The sequence below is a fragment of the Anaerococcus murdochii genome, assembly GCF_019957155.1.
Lineage (GTDB): Bacteria > Bacillota > Clostridia > Tissierellales > Peptoniphilaceae > Anaerococcus > Anaerococcus murdochii.
The window spans coordinates 1174176-1188231 of sequence record NZ_JAIPME010000002.1 but is presented as its reverse complement, the minus strand read 5'-3'; the positions used below and the strand labels follow the sequence as shown (position 1 = coordinate 1188231).

Here is a 14056-nt window from a genome sequence, read left to right as displayed (position 1 = left end):
ATTAAATCTCCGATCCTTGTTCATCTCCATCATCTAAGATGTGAGAATTTAGTATCTGCCTATCCTCATCGCTTAGACCGTCAGCTTGACTATCCACATCGCTTAAACTATCAGCTTGACTATCAATCTCAGCAATTATACTGTCTAACTTTTCATCCCTAATTCTTCTTAACTCTTCTTCACTAAGCTCTTTCTCCTCTACTATTTGTTCCTTATCCCTAAGAGAGATTGCGTTTACAAGGTGGAGAAAATACACAATAACCAAGCTTGAATAAAAAATCAGCTGGTTATTAGCCAGGAAGAAATCGTTATTAATAACGATCTTACGAGGCAAAGCCCTTACAAAAATCGCCAAGGCTGAAAGGCCGTGGATTGATAAAAATGCAAAGGCAATGCTTGTCATTATGGCAAGGAAGATGGAAAAGCCTCTGGCATTTTTATTTAAAAGTACATCAAAGCTAAAAGCCAACATGCCTAGCCAGGAAATTATAAATAAAACATACCAGGCTAGACTTAAAATCCATCCACTCGCAAATCTTTGTGAAATAGTTAAGAGAAATAAGACCATGATAAGAAAAACTAGTGTTTTACTCATTCTTCTTTCAAACTTATTTTCCATAACAACTCCTATTTTTTGGACTTATACCTCTTTTGGGCATCTAGGATTTTTTTCCTAATCCTTAGATAGTGAGGAGTAATCTCGATTAATTCGTCCTCTTCAACAAATTCCATCATTTCTTCAACACTCATCTTCTTGGCAGGTGTGAGGATGATTGCGTCATCGCTACCACTTGCTCTAGTGTTGGTCATCTTTTTCTTTTTGCAAATATTTACGTCAATATCAAGACCCTTGGCATTTGATCCTACGATTAAGCCTTCGTAGATTTCCTCTCCCGGTTCGATAAATAGTTGGCCCCTAGATTGGGCTGCGTTAAGGCCGTAGGCTGTTGCAAGTCCTTTTTCTGTGGCAATAAGGCTTCCTAAAGGTCTTCTTTCAAGATCACCCTTATATCTGTCATAACCTTCAAATTCTGTGTTTAAAATTCCTGTTCCTTTGGTATCGGTCATAAATTCTGTTCTGTAACCAATAAGGCCTCTTGCTGGTATCCTAAAGATTAATCTGGTGTAACCTGATGCTGATGGGTGCATATCAATCATTTCACCCTTTCTGCGTCCAAGTTTTTCTATGATTGATCCAGTATATTCTTGGTCGACGTCAATAGTTGCAATTTCGATTGGTTCGAGTTTTTTACCATTTTCGTCAGTCTTAAACATTACTTCTGGTTTGGAAACTTGAAATTCATAACCTTCTCTTCTAAGGTTTTCTATTAAAACTGATAAGTGGAGTTCGCCCCTACCTGAAACCTTGAAGGCCTCGGTTGTATCAGTTGGTTCAACTCTAAGGGAAACGTCTGTTTCTGCCTCTTTATAGAGCCTATCTCTTATATGCCTACTTGTTACATACTTACCATCACGACCTGCAAATGGTGAATCATTTACAGAAAAAGTCATGGAAAGGGTTGGCTCAGAAATTTTTGTAAATTCGATTGGTTCGTGATCACTTTCTGTACCAATTGTATCGCCAATTCCAATATCTTCCATACCTGAAATAGCTACAATTGAACCAAACTTAGATTCTTCAACCTCAACTCTGTTTAAGCCGTCAAATTCATAAATTGTCACGATTTTTGACTTAACAAGTCTATCTCTTTCGTTGTAGTTGGTTATAATAGCTGGGTCGTTTTTCCTAATTATGCCGGACTCAACCTTACCAATAGCAATTGTGCCTAGGTAGTCATTATAGTCTGTAGTTGAAACCAAAACCTTGAAGTTATCTGTATCTGGAGCCTCAAAGGCTGGTGTGTATTCGATTATAGTATCAAGGAGGTCTGTCATATCTTCCTTAACTACGTCTTTTTCAAGACTTGCCCAACCTTGTTTGGCTGATGCAAATACGAATGGACTTTCAAGATAAGACTCATCTGCATTTAAGGAAATAAATAAGTCTAAGATTTCATCCTCAACCTCATCTATCCTTTGATCTGGTCTATCGACCTTGTTGATACAAATTATGGCAGGAAGTCCCATTTCTATCGCCTTTTTAAGAACAAACTTAGTTTGTGGCATTGGTCCTTCGTGGCTGTCTACAACAAGTACAACTGATTCCGCCATATTGAGCACCCTTTCAACTTCCCCACCGAAATCGGCGTGGCCTGGGGTGTCTATAATATTAATTTTCATGCCTTTATAAGATACAGCAGTATTTTTGGCAAGGATAGTGATACCTCTTTCTTTCTCTATGGTATCAGAATCCATAACCCTTTCTTTTACTGCTTCATTTTCTCTAAATAAACCTGATGTTTTAAGTAGGCCGTCTACAAGTGTTGTTTTTCCGTGATCTACGTGGGCAATTATTGCTACATTTCTAACATCTTCTCTAATCATTAAATCCTTCTTTCATGCTAACAAATTCTATCAATATATTATACCTAATGTGAATTAATTATCAATTATTGGCAAATAAAAACATCCCCTAAAGGATGTTGTTAAGAATTTCGTATTAGACAGGCAATGGTAGTTTTATTTATAATAACCTCATCAGATAACTTCTTTACAAGGTCAATTCCCCTGCCAGATTCAGAAAATTTTTGGCTTTCATTTACAAATTTAATCCCCGAACCTTCGTCGCTGACCTTGATTAAAAGATAGGCTTCATCAAAAACTATGGAAATGTCTATAAGCCTTGTCTTGTCTTTTTTGTTGCCGTGCTTATAAGAATTTGCCACAAGTTCGTCTAAAATCAATCTAAGCTTATATATTTGACTTTCTTCATAATTCTTTGCATGAAGGACATCAATAAACTTATCCCTAAATTTTTTTATATCTTTCAGGTCAGAATTTATGACCTCTCTAATTATATCCATTCCTATCTCCTAAAATATTCTTACCCCTTTTTTAATTTTCCTATCATTTTAATAATTTAAGACTTCTTTAGACTTGTTCTAAAATTTTCTGTTTAAAATTTCAAATCTGTGGTATAATAAGAACATAGTAGATTATGAAAGGAGACATTTTATGAAATACGTATGTACAGCATGTGGATACATTTACGATCCAGCTGAAGGTGATGTTGATAACGGTATAGAAGCCGGTACAGAATTTGCTGATCTTCCAGAAGATTGGGTATGCCCAGTTTGTGGTGTTGGCAAAGATATGTTCGAAGCTGAATAATAAAAAATTAAGAGGCCCTTGGGCCTCTTTTGTTTTGCAAAACTTTATTTATTTGATTTACGTTTTTCTTTTTTCTCGTTATTTCTAATCACGATTCCAATTGCCACTACTAGGGCAATTATAAAAATTGAAGTAATAATAACAATTGGATTTTCTAGGAAAAATATCTCTTCTTCTTCGACTTCACTTGTAGGGTTTAAGGCTAGGATTTGATTTCTATCTTCTTCATCCTCAACCTTATCTGGTTTAACTTCAAGAAGGATTTTTTTCTTTTTTTCAGGAATATTTTCAGAAGAGTTTAATTCTTTAGAATCAATTCCATTACCAGTCGGTTTGCTTTCACTTATTGACTGGATTTTTTTTGCCGCCTCATTTTCCAATTCTTTTCTCTCCTTGGCGGAGCTTGCAGTTTGAATCTTTCTGTTGTAATCCTTAAGAACTTCCTCTGTTTTCTGGCTAAGATTCTTGCTAGTGGTGCTAGCTTTTTGTGCTTGCATCTCAGCTAGGGCCTTAGAAAGATTCGAATTTTTATCTAGTTTAGTAACCAAGTCATCAACAACTTTTTCAAGCCTCTCCATATCTGGATTTGAATCTTTTTCAGCTTGTCCCTCTCTTACTTCAGCTGGATTTTCTTTATTATCTCTCTTTTCCTTATAAACAGAATCCTCGTTTTTAGGCTCATTTCCATTTATTTCTTCTTTTTTTCCTGGTTCTACTTGAGGGTCTGCCGCTCTATTTTCCCCTTTTTTATCAGAATCTTTTTGCGAATCTTCAGGGTTATTAACAGGTACACTCTCAGCTGGGATTATTTTCTTGCCAGGTTTCTGGGGAACAACTTGTTGGGCATCTGATGCAAAACTAGTAAAGCTTAGGTTTAAAGTTAGTACACTTATTAATATAATTTTTATAATTTTTCGCATCTTCAATCACCTTCCTACTAGTATTTTACCCGCATCAGCCCCTTTAAACAATCAGTCGTTATTATCAAGGTCAGTGTCTGACGAATACCAACCCTTACCTATGATTGAAGAAGTGTTTAAGATGGTAATAAATGAATATGGGTCGATTTTCTTGATAAAAGACCTAAATTTAGCAGACTCGAAATTACTTGTCACACATAGAAAGACCGAAATATTTGTACCCTTGTAAAGGCCTCTAGCATCTACAATTGTAGCTGACCTATTTAGGTCTTTTTTGATAAAGTTTCCTATTTCTTCAGTCTTTGATGTTATAATTATAAAGAGTTTGGCTGTGTTCATTGAACCAATTATGGCATCCACAAAAATACCTTTCATCATAAGACCCAAGATAGAAAATAAGCCTATTTCTATACCAAATATCTTAATAGACGCTATTGTAAAAATCGAATCTACAACAAGAAGGGACTTACCAACCTCAAGTGATGAGTATTTTTTCATAATCATAGCGATAATATCTGTACCACCTGATGAAGCAGCTAAGTTAAATAAAATCGCAGAACCCACTGAGCTCATCAAGAGAGTGAAAACAAGTTCAAGCATCTTATTGCCTGTAAGAGAGCCATTAATCGGGAAAAATCTCTCGAGGGCAAGGGCTGTGAGTGAGTTAAGGATAGCAACATAGCCGGTCCTTATTGTAAATTTCTTGCCAAAAATAAAAAATCCTATAACTAATAAAACCACGTTATAAAAAAGTGTTAGTTGGGGACGGTTAAAGGGCACAAACATCGATGTGATAATACTCATACCCTCTACCCCACCTATTACAAAAGAATTGGGATATTTAAAAAAGTGGGTTCCACACGCCATGAGAATGGCAGCAAAACTCATCCAAAATAGTTTGTATTCCTTAGTTTTAACATTACGTTCGTCGATATTTCTAATCGATTGCTTGTCTTTTTGGCCTAAATCAATAGATTCATCGGTTTTCAATTCTACTCTCCATCTTAATAAAATTTACATTTTTCTGTATGTATCAATTATACAATGAACCAACTTTTATGCTAGTTCAGTAGCCAAAGTTGGTTCATTTACTCATTATTTATTTTTACCTAATCGTTTGAATAATTATCAAAATATCCTTGGATTAAAACAACAGGTGTACCCTTATCTCCAGAACCTGAAATTAGGTCTGATAGAGAACCTAAGAGGTCTGTAATTTGTCTAGGTGTAGTACCTAGTCTCTTATTTTCATCTGTATTTTTATCCTTATTTCTAACTAGTTTCTTAAATTCTTCAGCAGCCTCTTCGCCGGAAAGTTCTGCCAAATCATTATCAGCAACGTATTTTAGTTTTAATTCATATGGTGTACCTACAAGTCCATCTGTGAAACCTGGTGATACAACTGGGTCAGCAAGCTCCCAAATGTGTCCAACAGGATCTTTGAAGGCTCCGTCACCATAAACCATAACTTCAATATGTTTACCAGTTTCATTTATAAGTCTTTTTTGAAGCTTATCAACAAAATCTTGGGCATCTCTTGGAAATAGTTTTACTTTATTACCTGTAGAAAGGTTTGAACCTAGAAGACCGTAGTCTGGGTTAAATCCTGAACCATCTACAGATTCTGTAAGAATTTCATCAAGTTTTAAAACTTTCTTTGCTCCTGCTTCCACAAGTTGTCTTTTAACAAGGTTTCTTGTGTGGATTGACGCAACTAAGACATTATCTGTAAATCTTAAGGCATCCACAGGATTATTTAAGAAATGAATTTCAGAATTTGGTGCAAGTTCTTTATAAAATTCTGGATAAGCCATATCTGTGAAAAGATGCTTATAATCACCTGCAACCTTTCTAAATTCTTCAAGGCTTAAAACATCTGTATAAGCATTAACATCAGAATTGAAAAGATCCATCTCGTCCATAACAAAGTTTCCAACCTCATCAGATGGGTAAGATAGGCAAATGTGTAGCTTTTTGCCTGATAGGGCAAAAGCCTTTAACATTATTGAAAATCTATTCCTTGAAAGAATTGGAAATAGTATAGCAACCTCATCACCATCAAACTTATTTGCAAAATCCTTAGCAATTTGCTCAATTGTAGCATAATTACCTTGGCTTCTAGCAAGAAGTGACTCAGTTACAGCAACTACATCCTTATCGCGAAGTTTAACTTCATTTCTAGCTACTTCCTCAACAATATCACCGACAATATCAACTAGATTGTCACCTTTTTTAACAATTGGTGCCCTAAGGCCCATTGCAACTGTTCCTATTAATCTTGGCATTTATTACTCCCCTTTCAACCAAATTATACAACCTTATTTAAAAAAATAAATACTAAAGCGAAAAATTTTTTAAATTAATTTATATTTCTAAAAAACATAAAAAATGCTAAAAGCTTAGCTTTTAGCATCGAATTTCTCCTTGCATTTTGGGCATCTTACCTTGATTTTGCCCTTATTTTTAGGAATTCTTAACTTTTGTCCACAAGAAGGACAAGAAATATACTTAAAGCCAGCTTCCTTAGACCCAGTCTTATTAGCCTTATCTTTGCCAAAAATACCCTTGATTGGATTAATAACATTTTCAACAAAAACCTGGTTTTCCTGACTCCTCTTTGCAACATTTGTAGACATGGTCCTAAAAATGGCATAAATTACAATAAAAGAAGATATGCCATTTAATACTGTAGACTTAATAAAATAAGCCACAAGAACTGCTACAATCGCAATCCAAACTAAAAATATCCCGTACTCATCAATACCGTATTTTTTCTGCACCTAATCACCTACCAAACTATCCATAACTTCAGCAATATCGCCATTTATAATGTAATCTGCAATACTATCTCTAGGAGTAGTATCCTTATTGATCAAAACTAATTTATTGCCCCTATAAAAATCAATCAGGCCAGCTGCGGGATAAACCACAAGGCTAGTCCCACCAACAATCAAAACATCAGCCTGGGCAATTAAATTAACTGCATAGGAAATATTATTTTGATCAAGACCCTCACCATAAAGAACAATATCAGGTCTAACAATCCCACCGCACTCATCACAATGAGCCTCAGCAGGAAATTTCTTCACATAGGCAAGGTCAAAATTCTTATGGCATTTTGTACAATAATAATCCCTCAAATTGCCATGGAGCTCTATTACATTCTTGCTTCCCGCCTCTTGATGGAGACTATCGACATTTTGGGTAATAACAGCCTTAAGCTTACCCATCTTCTCAAGCCTCGCCAAAGCATAGTGGGCCTTGTTAGGCTTAATACCGTCAAGCATAAGATTTTCCTTGCAATAAGTCATAAACTCATCAGGATGGTTTACAAAAAACTCATGACTAAGCATGTATTCTGGAGAATATTTGGAATCATTCTTCCTATTATAAAGCCCGGTAGCTGACCTGAAATCAGGCACACCAGAAGCAGTAGAAACTCCCGCTCCCCCAAAAAATACTATATTATTAGAATCGTTAATAATTTTTTTAACTTCATTAAGAGTATCCATAAAACTCCCTTCCTATCTACTATTATTATAGTCTTTGTGGGCTGACTTACAAGGAAGTTTCAAATAGATTTTACAAGGGAAAAGAATTATGGTATCATAACAATAGACTTTTTTGAAAATAAAAGCAAAAACAAAAAGAAATCCAAATAAAATTACGAATAAATTTGACAAAGGATTTTTTATATAGTATATTATAATAGTCAGTGGCGACGGGGTGTGGCGCAGCTTGGTAGCGCGCGTGTTTTGGGAACATGAGGTCGAAGGTTCGAATCCTTTCACCCCGACCATATAAATTAGCAACATCAGTTGCTTTTTTTATTTTCCTAAAAATTAAGAAACTTTTTATACAGAACAAGCGACCTTAAGTGGTTGCTTTTTTTGTTGGTCCCACTTCGGCTTTGAGAAGGTGAGGCTCGAAGGTTCTAATCCTTTCACCCCGACCATTAAATTTAGCAACATCAGTTGCTATTTTTTATTGCCCTAAAAATATTTAGTAACTTTTTAAACAAGATATGCAGTCAATAATGACTGCTATTTTTGTATTAAGAATAAACCTTATTATATTGGACCCACTTCGGCTTTGGAAAGGTGAGGCTCGAAGATTTGAATCTTTCCCCCCGACCATATAAATTAGCAACATCAGTTGCTTTTTTTATTTTCCTAAAAATTAAGAAACTTTTTATACAGAACAAGCGACCTTAAGTGGTTGCTTTTTTTGTTGGTCCCACTTCGGCTTTGAGAAGGTGAGGCTCGAAGATTTGAATCTTTTCCCCCGACCATTCAAACAACCGATTATAGGTTGTTTTTTTATTGCCCTAAAAATTAAGAAACTTTTTATACAGAACAAGCGCCTTAAGATGGTTGCTTTTTTTGTTGGTCCCGCTTCGGCTTTGAGAAGGTGAGGCTCGAAGGTTCGAATCCTTTCACCCAGACCATTAAATTACAACCATCTTGGTTATTTTTTTATTGTCCTAAAAAATTAAGAAACTTTTTATACAGAACAAGCGACCTTAAGATGGTTACTTTTTTTGTTGGTCCTACTTTGGCTTTGAGAAGGTGAGGCTCGAAGGTTCGAATCCTTTATCTCCGACCATTGATAAAAAACCAATCAGGGTTGTTTTTTTATTGCATAGAAATAGACCTTTTGTTATAATTATCCTAATAAAAAAGTGAAAAATAAAAACTACTATTCATTAGACCAAAAATTTTGATCGGTCTTTGATGACCTTTGTTCTTAAAGAATACCAATGAATGTAAAAATTAAAATCAACTGACCACCTTGTGAAAGCTTGTTATTGATAAATGCAAGAGATGAGTATTAAAGTAGATTTATTAAAAAATCTTATAAAATAGAAATCTATGTAATATTTCTCACTAATTTACGTCTTATAGGATATAAGAGGTGAATGCTTTTATGGATTGTAAGGGTGTAATTAAATTATCTTTTGATAAAGATGAGGCTACCTCAGGTCATTATGATTTAGAAGAAGAGGTCATTTATAGAAAGTTGTTTAGGCTTTTAGATTGCTATGTCAACAACTTAAGCTTACCTAGTAGGCGATTTTCTCGATCGTTGAGGAGTTTGCTAAGCAAACGTGTTTTTGTGCTTGTAAATATAATTTCTAAAGCCTAATACTAAAATTACAATCTCTTAGGAGGAAGATATGAAAAAAATTCTATTTATATTGATAACAATTTTTGCCTTTAGTGCTTGTTCTAATGAAAAAATTGATAATGAAGGAGTAGAGGATCCTAATGAAAATGTAAAAGGGGATTTGATTCCTATGATTTTTATTGATGACAATCTCTATTTATTTTCGAGTGAAAAGAAAAACTATGATGACGAGAAAAATTTTGATGGAGAAATTGATTCTAAAGTTGAAGGCCCTTCAAAGCCTTATAAAAATAACCAATCAAATTTTGGCACAGGTTTCAAATACAAAATCCTAGATGAAGGAAAAACCATCAATCTTTACCATGATGATAATAAGCTGATGATTTTTAAGAAGGATCTTAATGAAAATGTAGAGTGGGATTTGATTCCTATGATCATTGTTGATGACAAGCTCTATTTGTATTCAGGAGAAGAAAAATACTACGATAAGATTACAGATTTTGATGGAGAAATTGATTCAGAAGTTGAAAGTACAACAAAACCTACTAAAAACAACCAATCAAATTTCGGTACAGGTTTTAAATACAAATTCCTAGAGGATGGAAAAACCATAAATCTGTACATTAATGATAATAAGCTGATAATTTTTAAGACGGAAGAAGATAGAAAGCAGCAAATTGTTAACTAAAATATTTTGAAATTTAAAAACTACAAGTTCTAGCGAAGTGCTTAAGCTTGTAGTTTTTAATTTACTTAATCTTCTACAATTCGATTATAACCGCCTGGTAAGCGTCTAGGATTTCTGGGTCGTAGTCTTGGTTGTTATTTTTTATGACCTTGCCATCTTTAATTAAATCTGTGATTTTTTCTTCTATTTCATAGAAGTCGTCTGATAAATTTACTAAAACCACATAAGCCTTATCCTTATAGGTCCTTTTGTAAATGTAGGTTGTTTCGTCTATTGCTAAGGCCTCGTAGTCGCCAAGGCCAAAGACTGAGTCTCTTTTTCTAAGCATGATGATGTCATACATATAGAAGAAAAATGAATCGGCGTGTTTTAGATATTCCTTATAGTTGTTGTCGTATTGGACCATGGTTCCGTAGTAATTTTCCACTTCCGAAAACTTTCCAAGGCTTGATTCATCCCACCTCAATGGGATTTTAGCTGAAAAATTAGATTCTTTTTTTACTTTATCAATAGCCTCTTCTGGCTTAAGACCTTCTTCGATATATTTTTCGTAAATTTTCTTAATTTCCAAATCGGAAATTTTATCCATATCTATATCATATTCGCTTTTGGCTTCTATTTCTGTTCCTTGATAGATAAAAGGCGCTGTTTTCAAGCTAAAAAGCAAGGTCGCAAGAGCTTCTGTTAGAGGTCTTGCTTCTTCATCATGGTTTAGGATTTTTTCTATAAGTCTTGGACTTTTGTAGTTTTCAAAGTCTAAACCAACAGGCACTTCCCCACTTAAGGTCTGTGCCATATCAAGAAATTCGTAAAATTCTTTATAGGAATTTTTTTCTTTTACTAGGCTATTGGACTTTGAAAAATAAACCATGTCGACTTGGTCTTTAAACTTTTGGTCTACTTTATCAAGGCCTCCAATATAAATTAGGCCGAGGTTATATGTTAGATCCCTTATTTCTGTGATTATTTCCTCACCTGCCTTTGGAGAATCATTCGTAAAATCATCGAGGTTTTTTATCCTAATCCCCTTGATTCCAATTTCCTTCCAATGTTCCAATATGCTTTTTATTTCTTCTTTTAAATTATTTCCATAGGTCGCCATTAGGTCTTTTGCGTCAAGGTCTAGGAGGGTTTTGACCCTGATATATTTGCCCTTTTCGCAAATTCTTCCCACATCTTCAAGACTTCCAATCTTGTCATCTACCTGGTAAAAATCTATTTTCCCATCTTTTTTCGCAAAAATTTGGTTTAATAAAATGTAATTGGTACCAAGTTGAGAAAGTATGGTAAGTTTGGACCTAAGTCCTTCCAAATCGCCTATTCCATCAGCATTTGAATCTACAAATGATTTTGGATAGGCTTCGTAATATGTTGTTTTTATATCTTTATTTTCTAACATAATGACTCCTTTTATTTCCCTTAGAAAAAAGGCCTAGTGGTGTGAAAATCTCATCATTATTGAAAATTTTGGGTCAATTCACTGGCCACCGGGCCCTTTTATTAAAAGTTTTCTATTTTGCTAAAGCTAATTGCGTCAAATTCTCCTTGACTTTCTGCGTTTAGTTTTCCGTTTTCATATTTGAGGATTATTGGAGTATCAACATTGACTCCCTTGATTGTGGCAGAAATTTCTCCACCATTGTCACTATAGGATCCTAAATGAACTGCCTTATCTGTTTGATAAACCAGGCTACCGTCGGCCTTAAGTGATATCCTCCTACCGTTTGCTTCATATTCCCCAACGACTCCGTCAGATGTGGCGAAATGATCAGTGATATTGGTCTTGTTATCTTCTGTCACACTTAGACCTTCAAGGCCTGCACCAACATTAGCTAGGGCCTTATCTATAAAGCCAAATCCTTGGTATTCGATTTGGTAATACTTGTAGTCACTTTCTACAAAGAACTTGTGGAAGATTTGATTATCGGTTGTGATTGGGCCCGCACTGTAGAATTTACCATCAGGATCCTTGGCCTTTTTCACATTTTGATATTCCACAAAGGTGTAATATTTAAAACTTGACTGGAAGTTTGATTCAGGAAGTTTTTCTGAAGTTGAAACTTCATAAATTAGGTAGACTTTGTTTTTAATATCTCCGCTTCCATCATCCTTTATACCTGTAAATGATCCTAGGTAGTCGACATTATCAACGTTTATTATGTTCTTATACAAAATAGTTTGTTTGATTAGCTCTCCTGCCTTGTATTTGAGTTCCCCAAGCATTTCATCATTCAAATGAGCTGTAGTGCTTATATAATCAGAATCAGCATCACCCTCACCACTGCTTTCTCCATCACCAGCCTTGGCTGTGAAGTTTTTGCTAGTTGGAGATAGGCTCACATTGTATGTTTCCTTTAGGACATCTGCATTAAAGTTTAAGCTTACCGCTACTTCTTCGCCCTCTGTTATACCATTTGTCTTGGATGGAATTATATCAATTGTGTGCATAAACTCTGGTGCATCGTCAGTCAGACCTGCTGTTAGGGTCATATTTGGACTTTGGCCTTCAAATTTCACATTGATGTAGGTGAAAGGATCGGTAAAGTTATCGGTTTTGATGCCATCAATAATTACTGCCTTTGATGCATTTGACATTAGGACATTGTACTTATCTGAAATCTTGATATTATCAAGGTTAGCCATGACTGTAATCTCATCGCCGTTTGATAGGCCGCTGTCTTTTGAATATTGGAAGACCACATTGTTTTGTAAGTCTGCCGCAAATTCTTGGGCTGGAGAATCGTATGATCCCTTGTTATTATCCCTAGAAATATACTTAATATCATTGCCATAGGCCGCGATTAATTTCTCTGTATCTATACTAGCCTTTGGCACAGCTTGCCCGTCTTCTCCCTCATAAGTTAAGGTGATGTAATCACTTAATGGAATTGTTATGTCTTCGGCCTTATTCATCTTAACATAAAGAGTTCCGAGGATTATAGCAATCAAAACACCAATTAGGGCTATTAGTAAATTCCTTTTTGTGATGTACTTTTCTTTGAAAGATTCAAGCGCTTGCTTATCTAGCTTAGGGCCAGTTTGAGATTTTTCTTCCTGGCTTTTCTTAGCTGCTTGGTCTGCTTTACTTGGGCTAATTATTTCTTGACTCTCTTTAGGGTCTATGAAATCTTGCCCGCTATTTTGAGCTATTGTTACCTTGCTCTTTTTAGGAATTTTCCTAATACCTTCAGACAAGGTGAGATTTGACAATTCTTTGTCTTCGCCATTTATAATCTTTTCAACCCTGTCTTCTATATTTTTATTTAACATAGAAGATCTGTTGTCATCTATATAATAGGCAGAATCATCTTTTTTTCTGGACTTGCTCCTAGAAACCTTGTCTTGAACTTCTTCTATGACGGACCTTTGATTAATAGGCGAAGATTTTCCTCCTAGGTTTTCATACATCCTGCTTTCCTTATCCATCCTATCAGGTGGTTCAGGATTTTGTTCATCGGAATTATCTTTGCCCTTAGCTTCTAATTTATTTCTATTAACTACTGGTCCATCCAAAAAATCCTTGCCAGTTTTCTGGAAAAAAGGCTCAGACCCAACATTATCATCTATAATAGGCTTTTCTGATTCACTGCTATTGTCATTTTTTATAGCATAATCCTTTTCTTCAGACTTTGACTGGTTGGTCTCAGTTTTTTCCTCAGAATCATTAGCTGTTTTATTAAATTTAAAATTAAGAAGATTTGAAAAACTCTTTTTTTGAGTTAAATCCTCTTGATTTATTTTTTTATCAGGCTCATTTTTGCTAAGTTTGCTCCCGCAAACAGGACAAAAATTGCTAGCCTTATTAATATTCGCACCGCAATGCTCACATTTCATAAAATTTCTCCCTTTATATGCTATATATAATATACTTTTAAAAGTCAAAATATAAACTAATAAATCCTAATCTCTTGAAAATTGATAAAAAATTCTTTTTTAAAAATCTTCTTAAAATTTTTATGCAAAATTAATAAAAGAAGATGAATTGAAATTAGCAATTTTTTGTGCTATAATGTAGAAAAGGTTTACCTAATAAGATAGTGAAAGAGCGCAATTATTTTTGCCACTCTATTTTTGTCTTTAGAGGGAGTTT

General features: G+C 34.8%; 12 protein-coding genes and 1 tRNA gene. 3 read left to right on the top strand and 10 right to left on the bottom strand.

The features are described from left to right. Position 1: 1 nt before the first annotated feature. The 3 genes from K8P03_RS06100 to K8P03_RS06090 form a co-directional block, all read right to left on the bottom strand. The gene (locus tag K8P03_RS06100) at positions 2 to 619 is read right to left on the bottom strand and encodes a hypothetical protein (RefSeq protein ID WP_223419351.1); all 618 of its coding nucleotides are present in this window, start codon (positions 617 to 619) and stop codon (positions 2 to 4) included. 8 nt (positions 620 to 627) lie between these two features. Continuing rightward, entirely contained in the window at positions 628 to 2445 is a 1818-nt protein-coding gene (gene typA / locus K8P03_RS06095) for a translational GTPase TypA (protein WP_223419348.1), read from the bottom strand. A gap of 101 nt (positions 2446 to 2546) precedes the next feature. After that, positions 2547 to 2924 carry an ATP-binding protein gene (locus K8P03_RS06090; RefSeq protein ID WP_223419345.1) on the bottom strand — a complete coding sequence of 126 codons (378 nt, stop codon included), beginning with the start codon at positions 2922 to 2924 and terminating at the stop codon, positions 2547 to 2549. 151 nt (positions 2925 to 3075) lie between these two features. Here K8P03_RS06090 and rd point away from each other — a divergent pair, with 151 nt between their 5' ends. Further along, entirely contained in the window at positions 3076 to 3231 is a 156-nt protein-coding gene (gene rd, locus K8P03_RS06085; RefSeq protein WP_004828001.1) for a rubredoxin, read from the top strand. 44 nt (positions 3232 to 3275) lie between these two features. On the opposite strand, the gene K8P03_RS06080 is transcribed toward rd, so the two are convergent. The 5 genes from K8P03_RS06080 to K8P03_RS06060 all read right to left on the bottom strand — a co-directional run bounded on the left by K8P03_RS06080 (position 3276) and on the right by K8P03_RS06060 (position 7663). After that, on the bottom strand, positions 3276 to 4151 hold the full coding sequence (locus tag K8P03_RS06080; protein ID WP_223419342.1) for a hypothetical protein: 876 nt from the start codon (positions 4149 to 4151) through the stop codon (positions 3276 to 3278). A 51-nt stretch (positions 4152 to 4202) separates the two neighbouring features. Then, positions 4203 to 5141 carry a YitT family protein gene (locus tag K8P03_RS06075; protein ID WP_223419339.1) on the bottom strand — a complete coding sequence of 313 codons (939 nt, stop codon included), beginning with the start codon at positions 5139 to 5141 and terminating at the stop codon, positions 4203 to 4205. Between the two features lie 119 nt (positions 5142 to 5260). Continuing rightward, positions 5261 to 6436: a coenzyme F420-0:L-glutamate ligase gene (locus K8P03_RS06070; protein WP_223419337.1), complete on the bottom strand. Its 1176-nt coding sequence runs from the start codon at positions 6434 to 6436 to the stop codon at positions 5261 to 5263. A gap of 114 nt (positions 6437 to 6550) precedes the next feature. Further along, positions 6551 to 6931 carry a zinc-ribbon domain-containing protein gene (locus tag K8P03_RS06065; protein WP_223419334.1) on the bottom strand — a complete coding sequence of 127 codons (381 nt, stop codon included), beginning with the start codon at positions 6929 to 6931 and terminating at the stop codon, positions 6551 to 6553. Beyond that, a complete protein-coding gene (locus tag K8P03_RS06060; protein ID WP_223419332.1) occupies positions 6932 to 7663 on the bottom strand; it encodes an NAD-dependent protein deacylase in 732 nt (243 codons plus the stop codon). It lies immediately after the preceding gene. A 210-nt stretch (positions 7664 to 7873) separates the two neighbouring features. Here K8P03_RS06060 and K8P03_RS06055 point away from each other — a divergent pair. Further along, positions 7874 to 7950: transfer RNA gene (locus tag K8P03_RS06055), tRNA-Pro, on the top strand. Positions 7951 to 9327: 1377 nt separating this feature from the next. Further along, positions 9328 to 9966 carry a hypothetical protein gene (locus tag K8P03_RS06050; RefSeq protein WP_223419330.1) on the top strand — a complete coding sequence of 213 codons (639 nt, stop codon included), beginning with the start codon at positions 9328 to 9330 and terminating at the stop codon, positions 9964 to 9966. Positions 9967 to 10039: 73 nt separating this feature from the next. On the opposite strand, the gene K8P03_RS06045 is transcribed toward K8P03_RS06050, so the two are convergent. Beyond that, entirely contained in the window at positions 10040 to 11365 is a 1326-nt protein-coding gene (locus K8P03_RS06045) for an alpha-amylase family glycosyl hydrolase (RefSeq protein ID WP_223419327.1), read from the bottom strand. Positions 11366 to 11466: 101 nt separating this feature from the next. Continuing rightward, the gene (locus K8P03_RS06040) at positions 11467 to 13800 is read right to left on the bottom strand and encodes a zinc ribbon domain-containing protein (RefSeq protein ID WP_223419325.1); all 2334 of its coding nucleotides are present in this window, start codon (positions 13798 to 13800) and stop codon (positions 11467 to 11469) included. Between the last annotated feature and the right edge of the window lie 256 nt (positions 13801 to 14056).

Bases quoted from the DNA above. Each gene is read 5' to 3' on its own strand.
- typA (WP_223419348.1), bottom strand. From the start codon at position 2,445: ATGATTAGAGAAGATGTTAGAAATGTAGCAATAATTGCCCACGTAGAT.
- K8P03_RS06045 (WP_223419327.1), bottom strand. From the start codon at position 11,365: ATGTTAGAAAATAAAGATATAAAAACAACATATTACGAAGCCTATCCA.
- K8P03_RS06070 (WP_223419337.1), bottom strand. From the start codon at position 6,436: ATGCCAAGATTAATAGGAACAGTTGCAATGGGCCTTAGGGCACCAATT.
- K8P03_RS06040 (WP_223419325.1), bottom strand. From the start codon at position 13,800: ATGAAATGTGAGCATTGCGGTGCGAATATTAATAAGGCTAGCAATTTT.
- K8P03_RS06060 (WP_223419332.1), bottom strand. From the start codon at position 7,663: ATGGATACTCTTAATGAAGTTAAAAAAATTATTAACGATTCTAATAAT.
- K8P03_RS06100 (WP_223419351.1), bottom strand. From the start codon at position 619: ATGGAAAATAAGTTTGAAAGAAGAATGAGTAAAACACTAGTTTTTCTT.
- K8P03_RS06080 (WP_223419342.1), bottom strand. From the start codon at position 4,151: ATGCGAAAAATTATAAAAATTATATTAATAAGTGTACTAACTTTAAAC.
- K8P03_RS06050 (WP_223419330.1), top strand. From the start codon at position 9,328: ATGAAAAAAATTCTATTTATATTGATAACAATTTTTGCCTTTAGTGCT.
- rd (WP_004828001.1), top strand. From the start codon at position 3,076: ATGAAATACGTATGTACAGCATGTGGATACATTTACGATCCAGCTGAA.
- K8P03_RS06090 (WP_223419345.1), bottom strand. From the start codon at position 2,924: ATGGATATAATTAGAGAGGTCATAAATTCTGACCTGAAAGATATAAAA.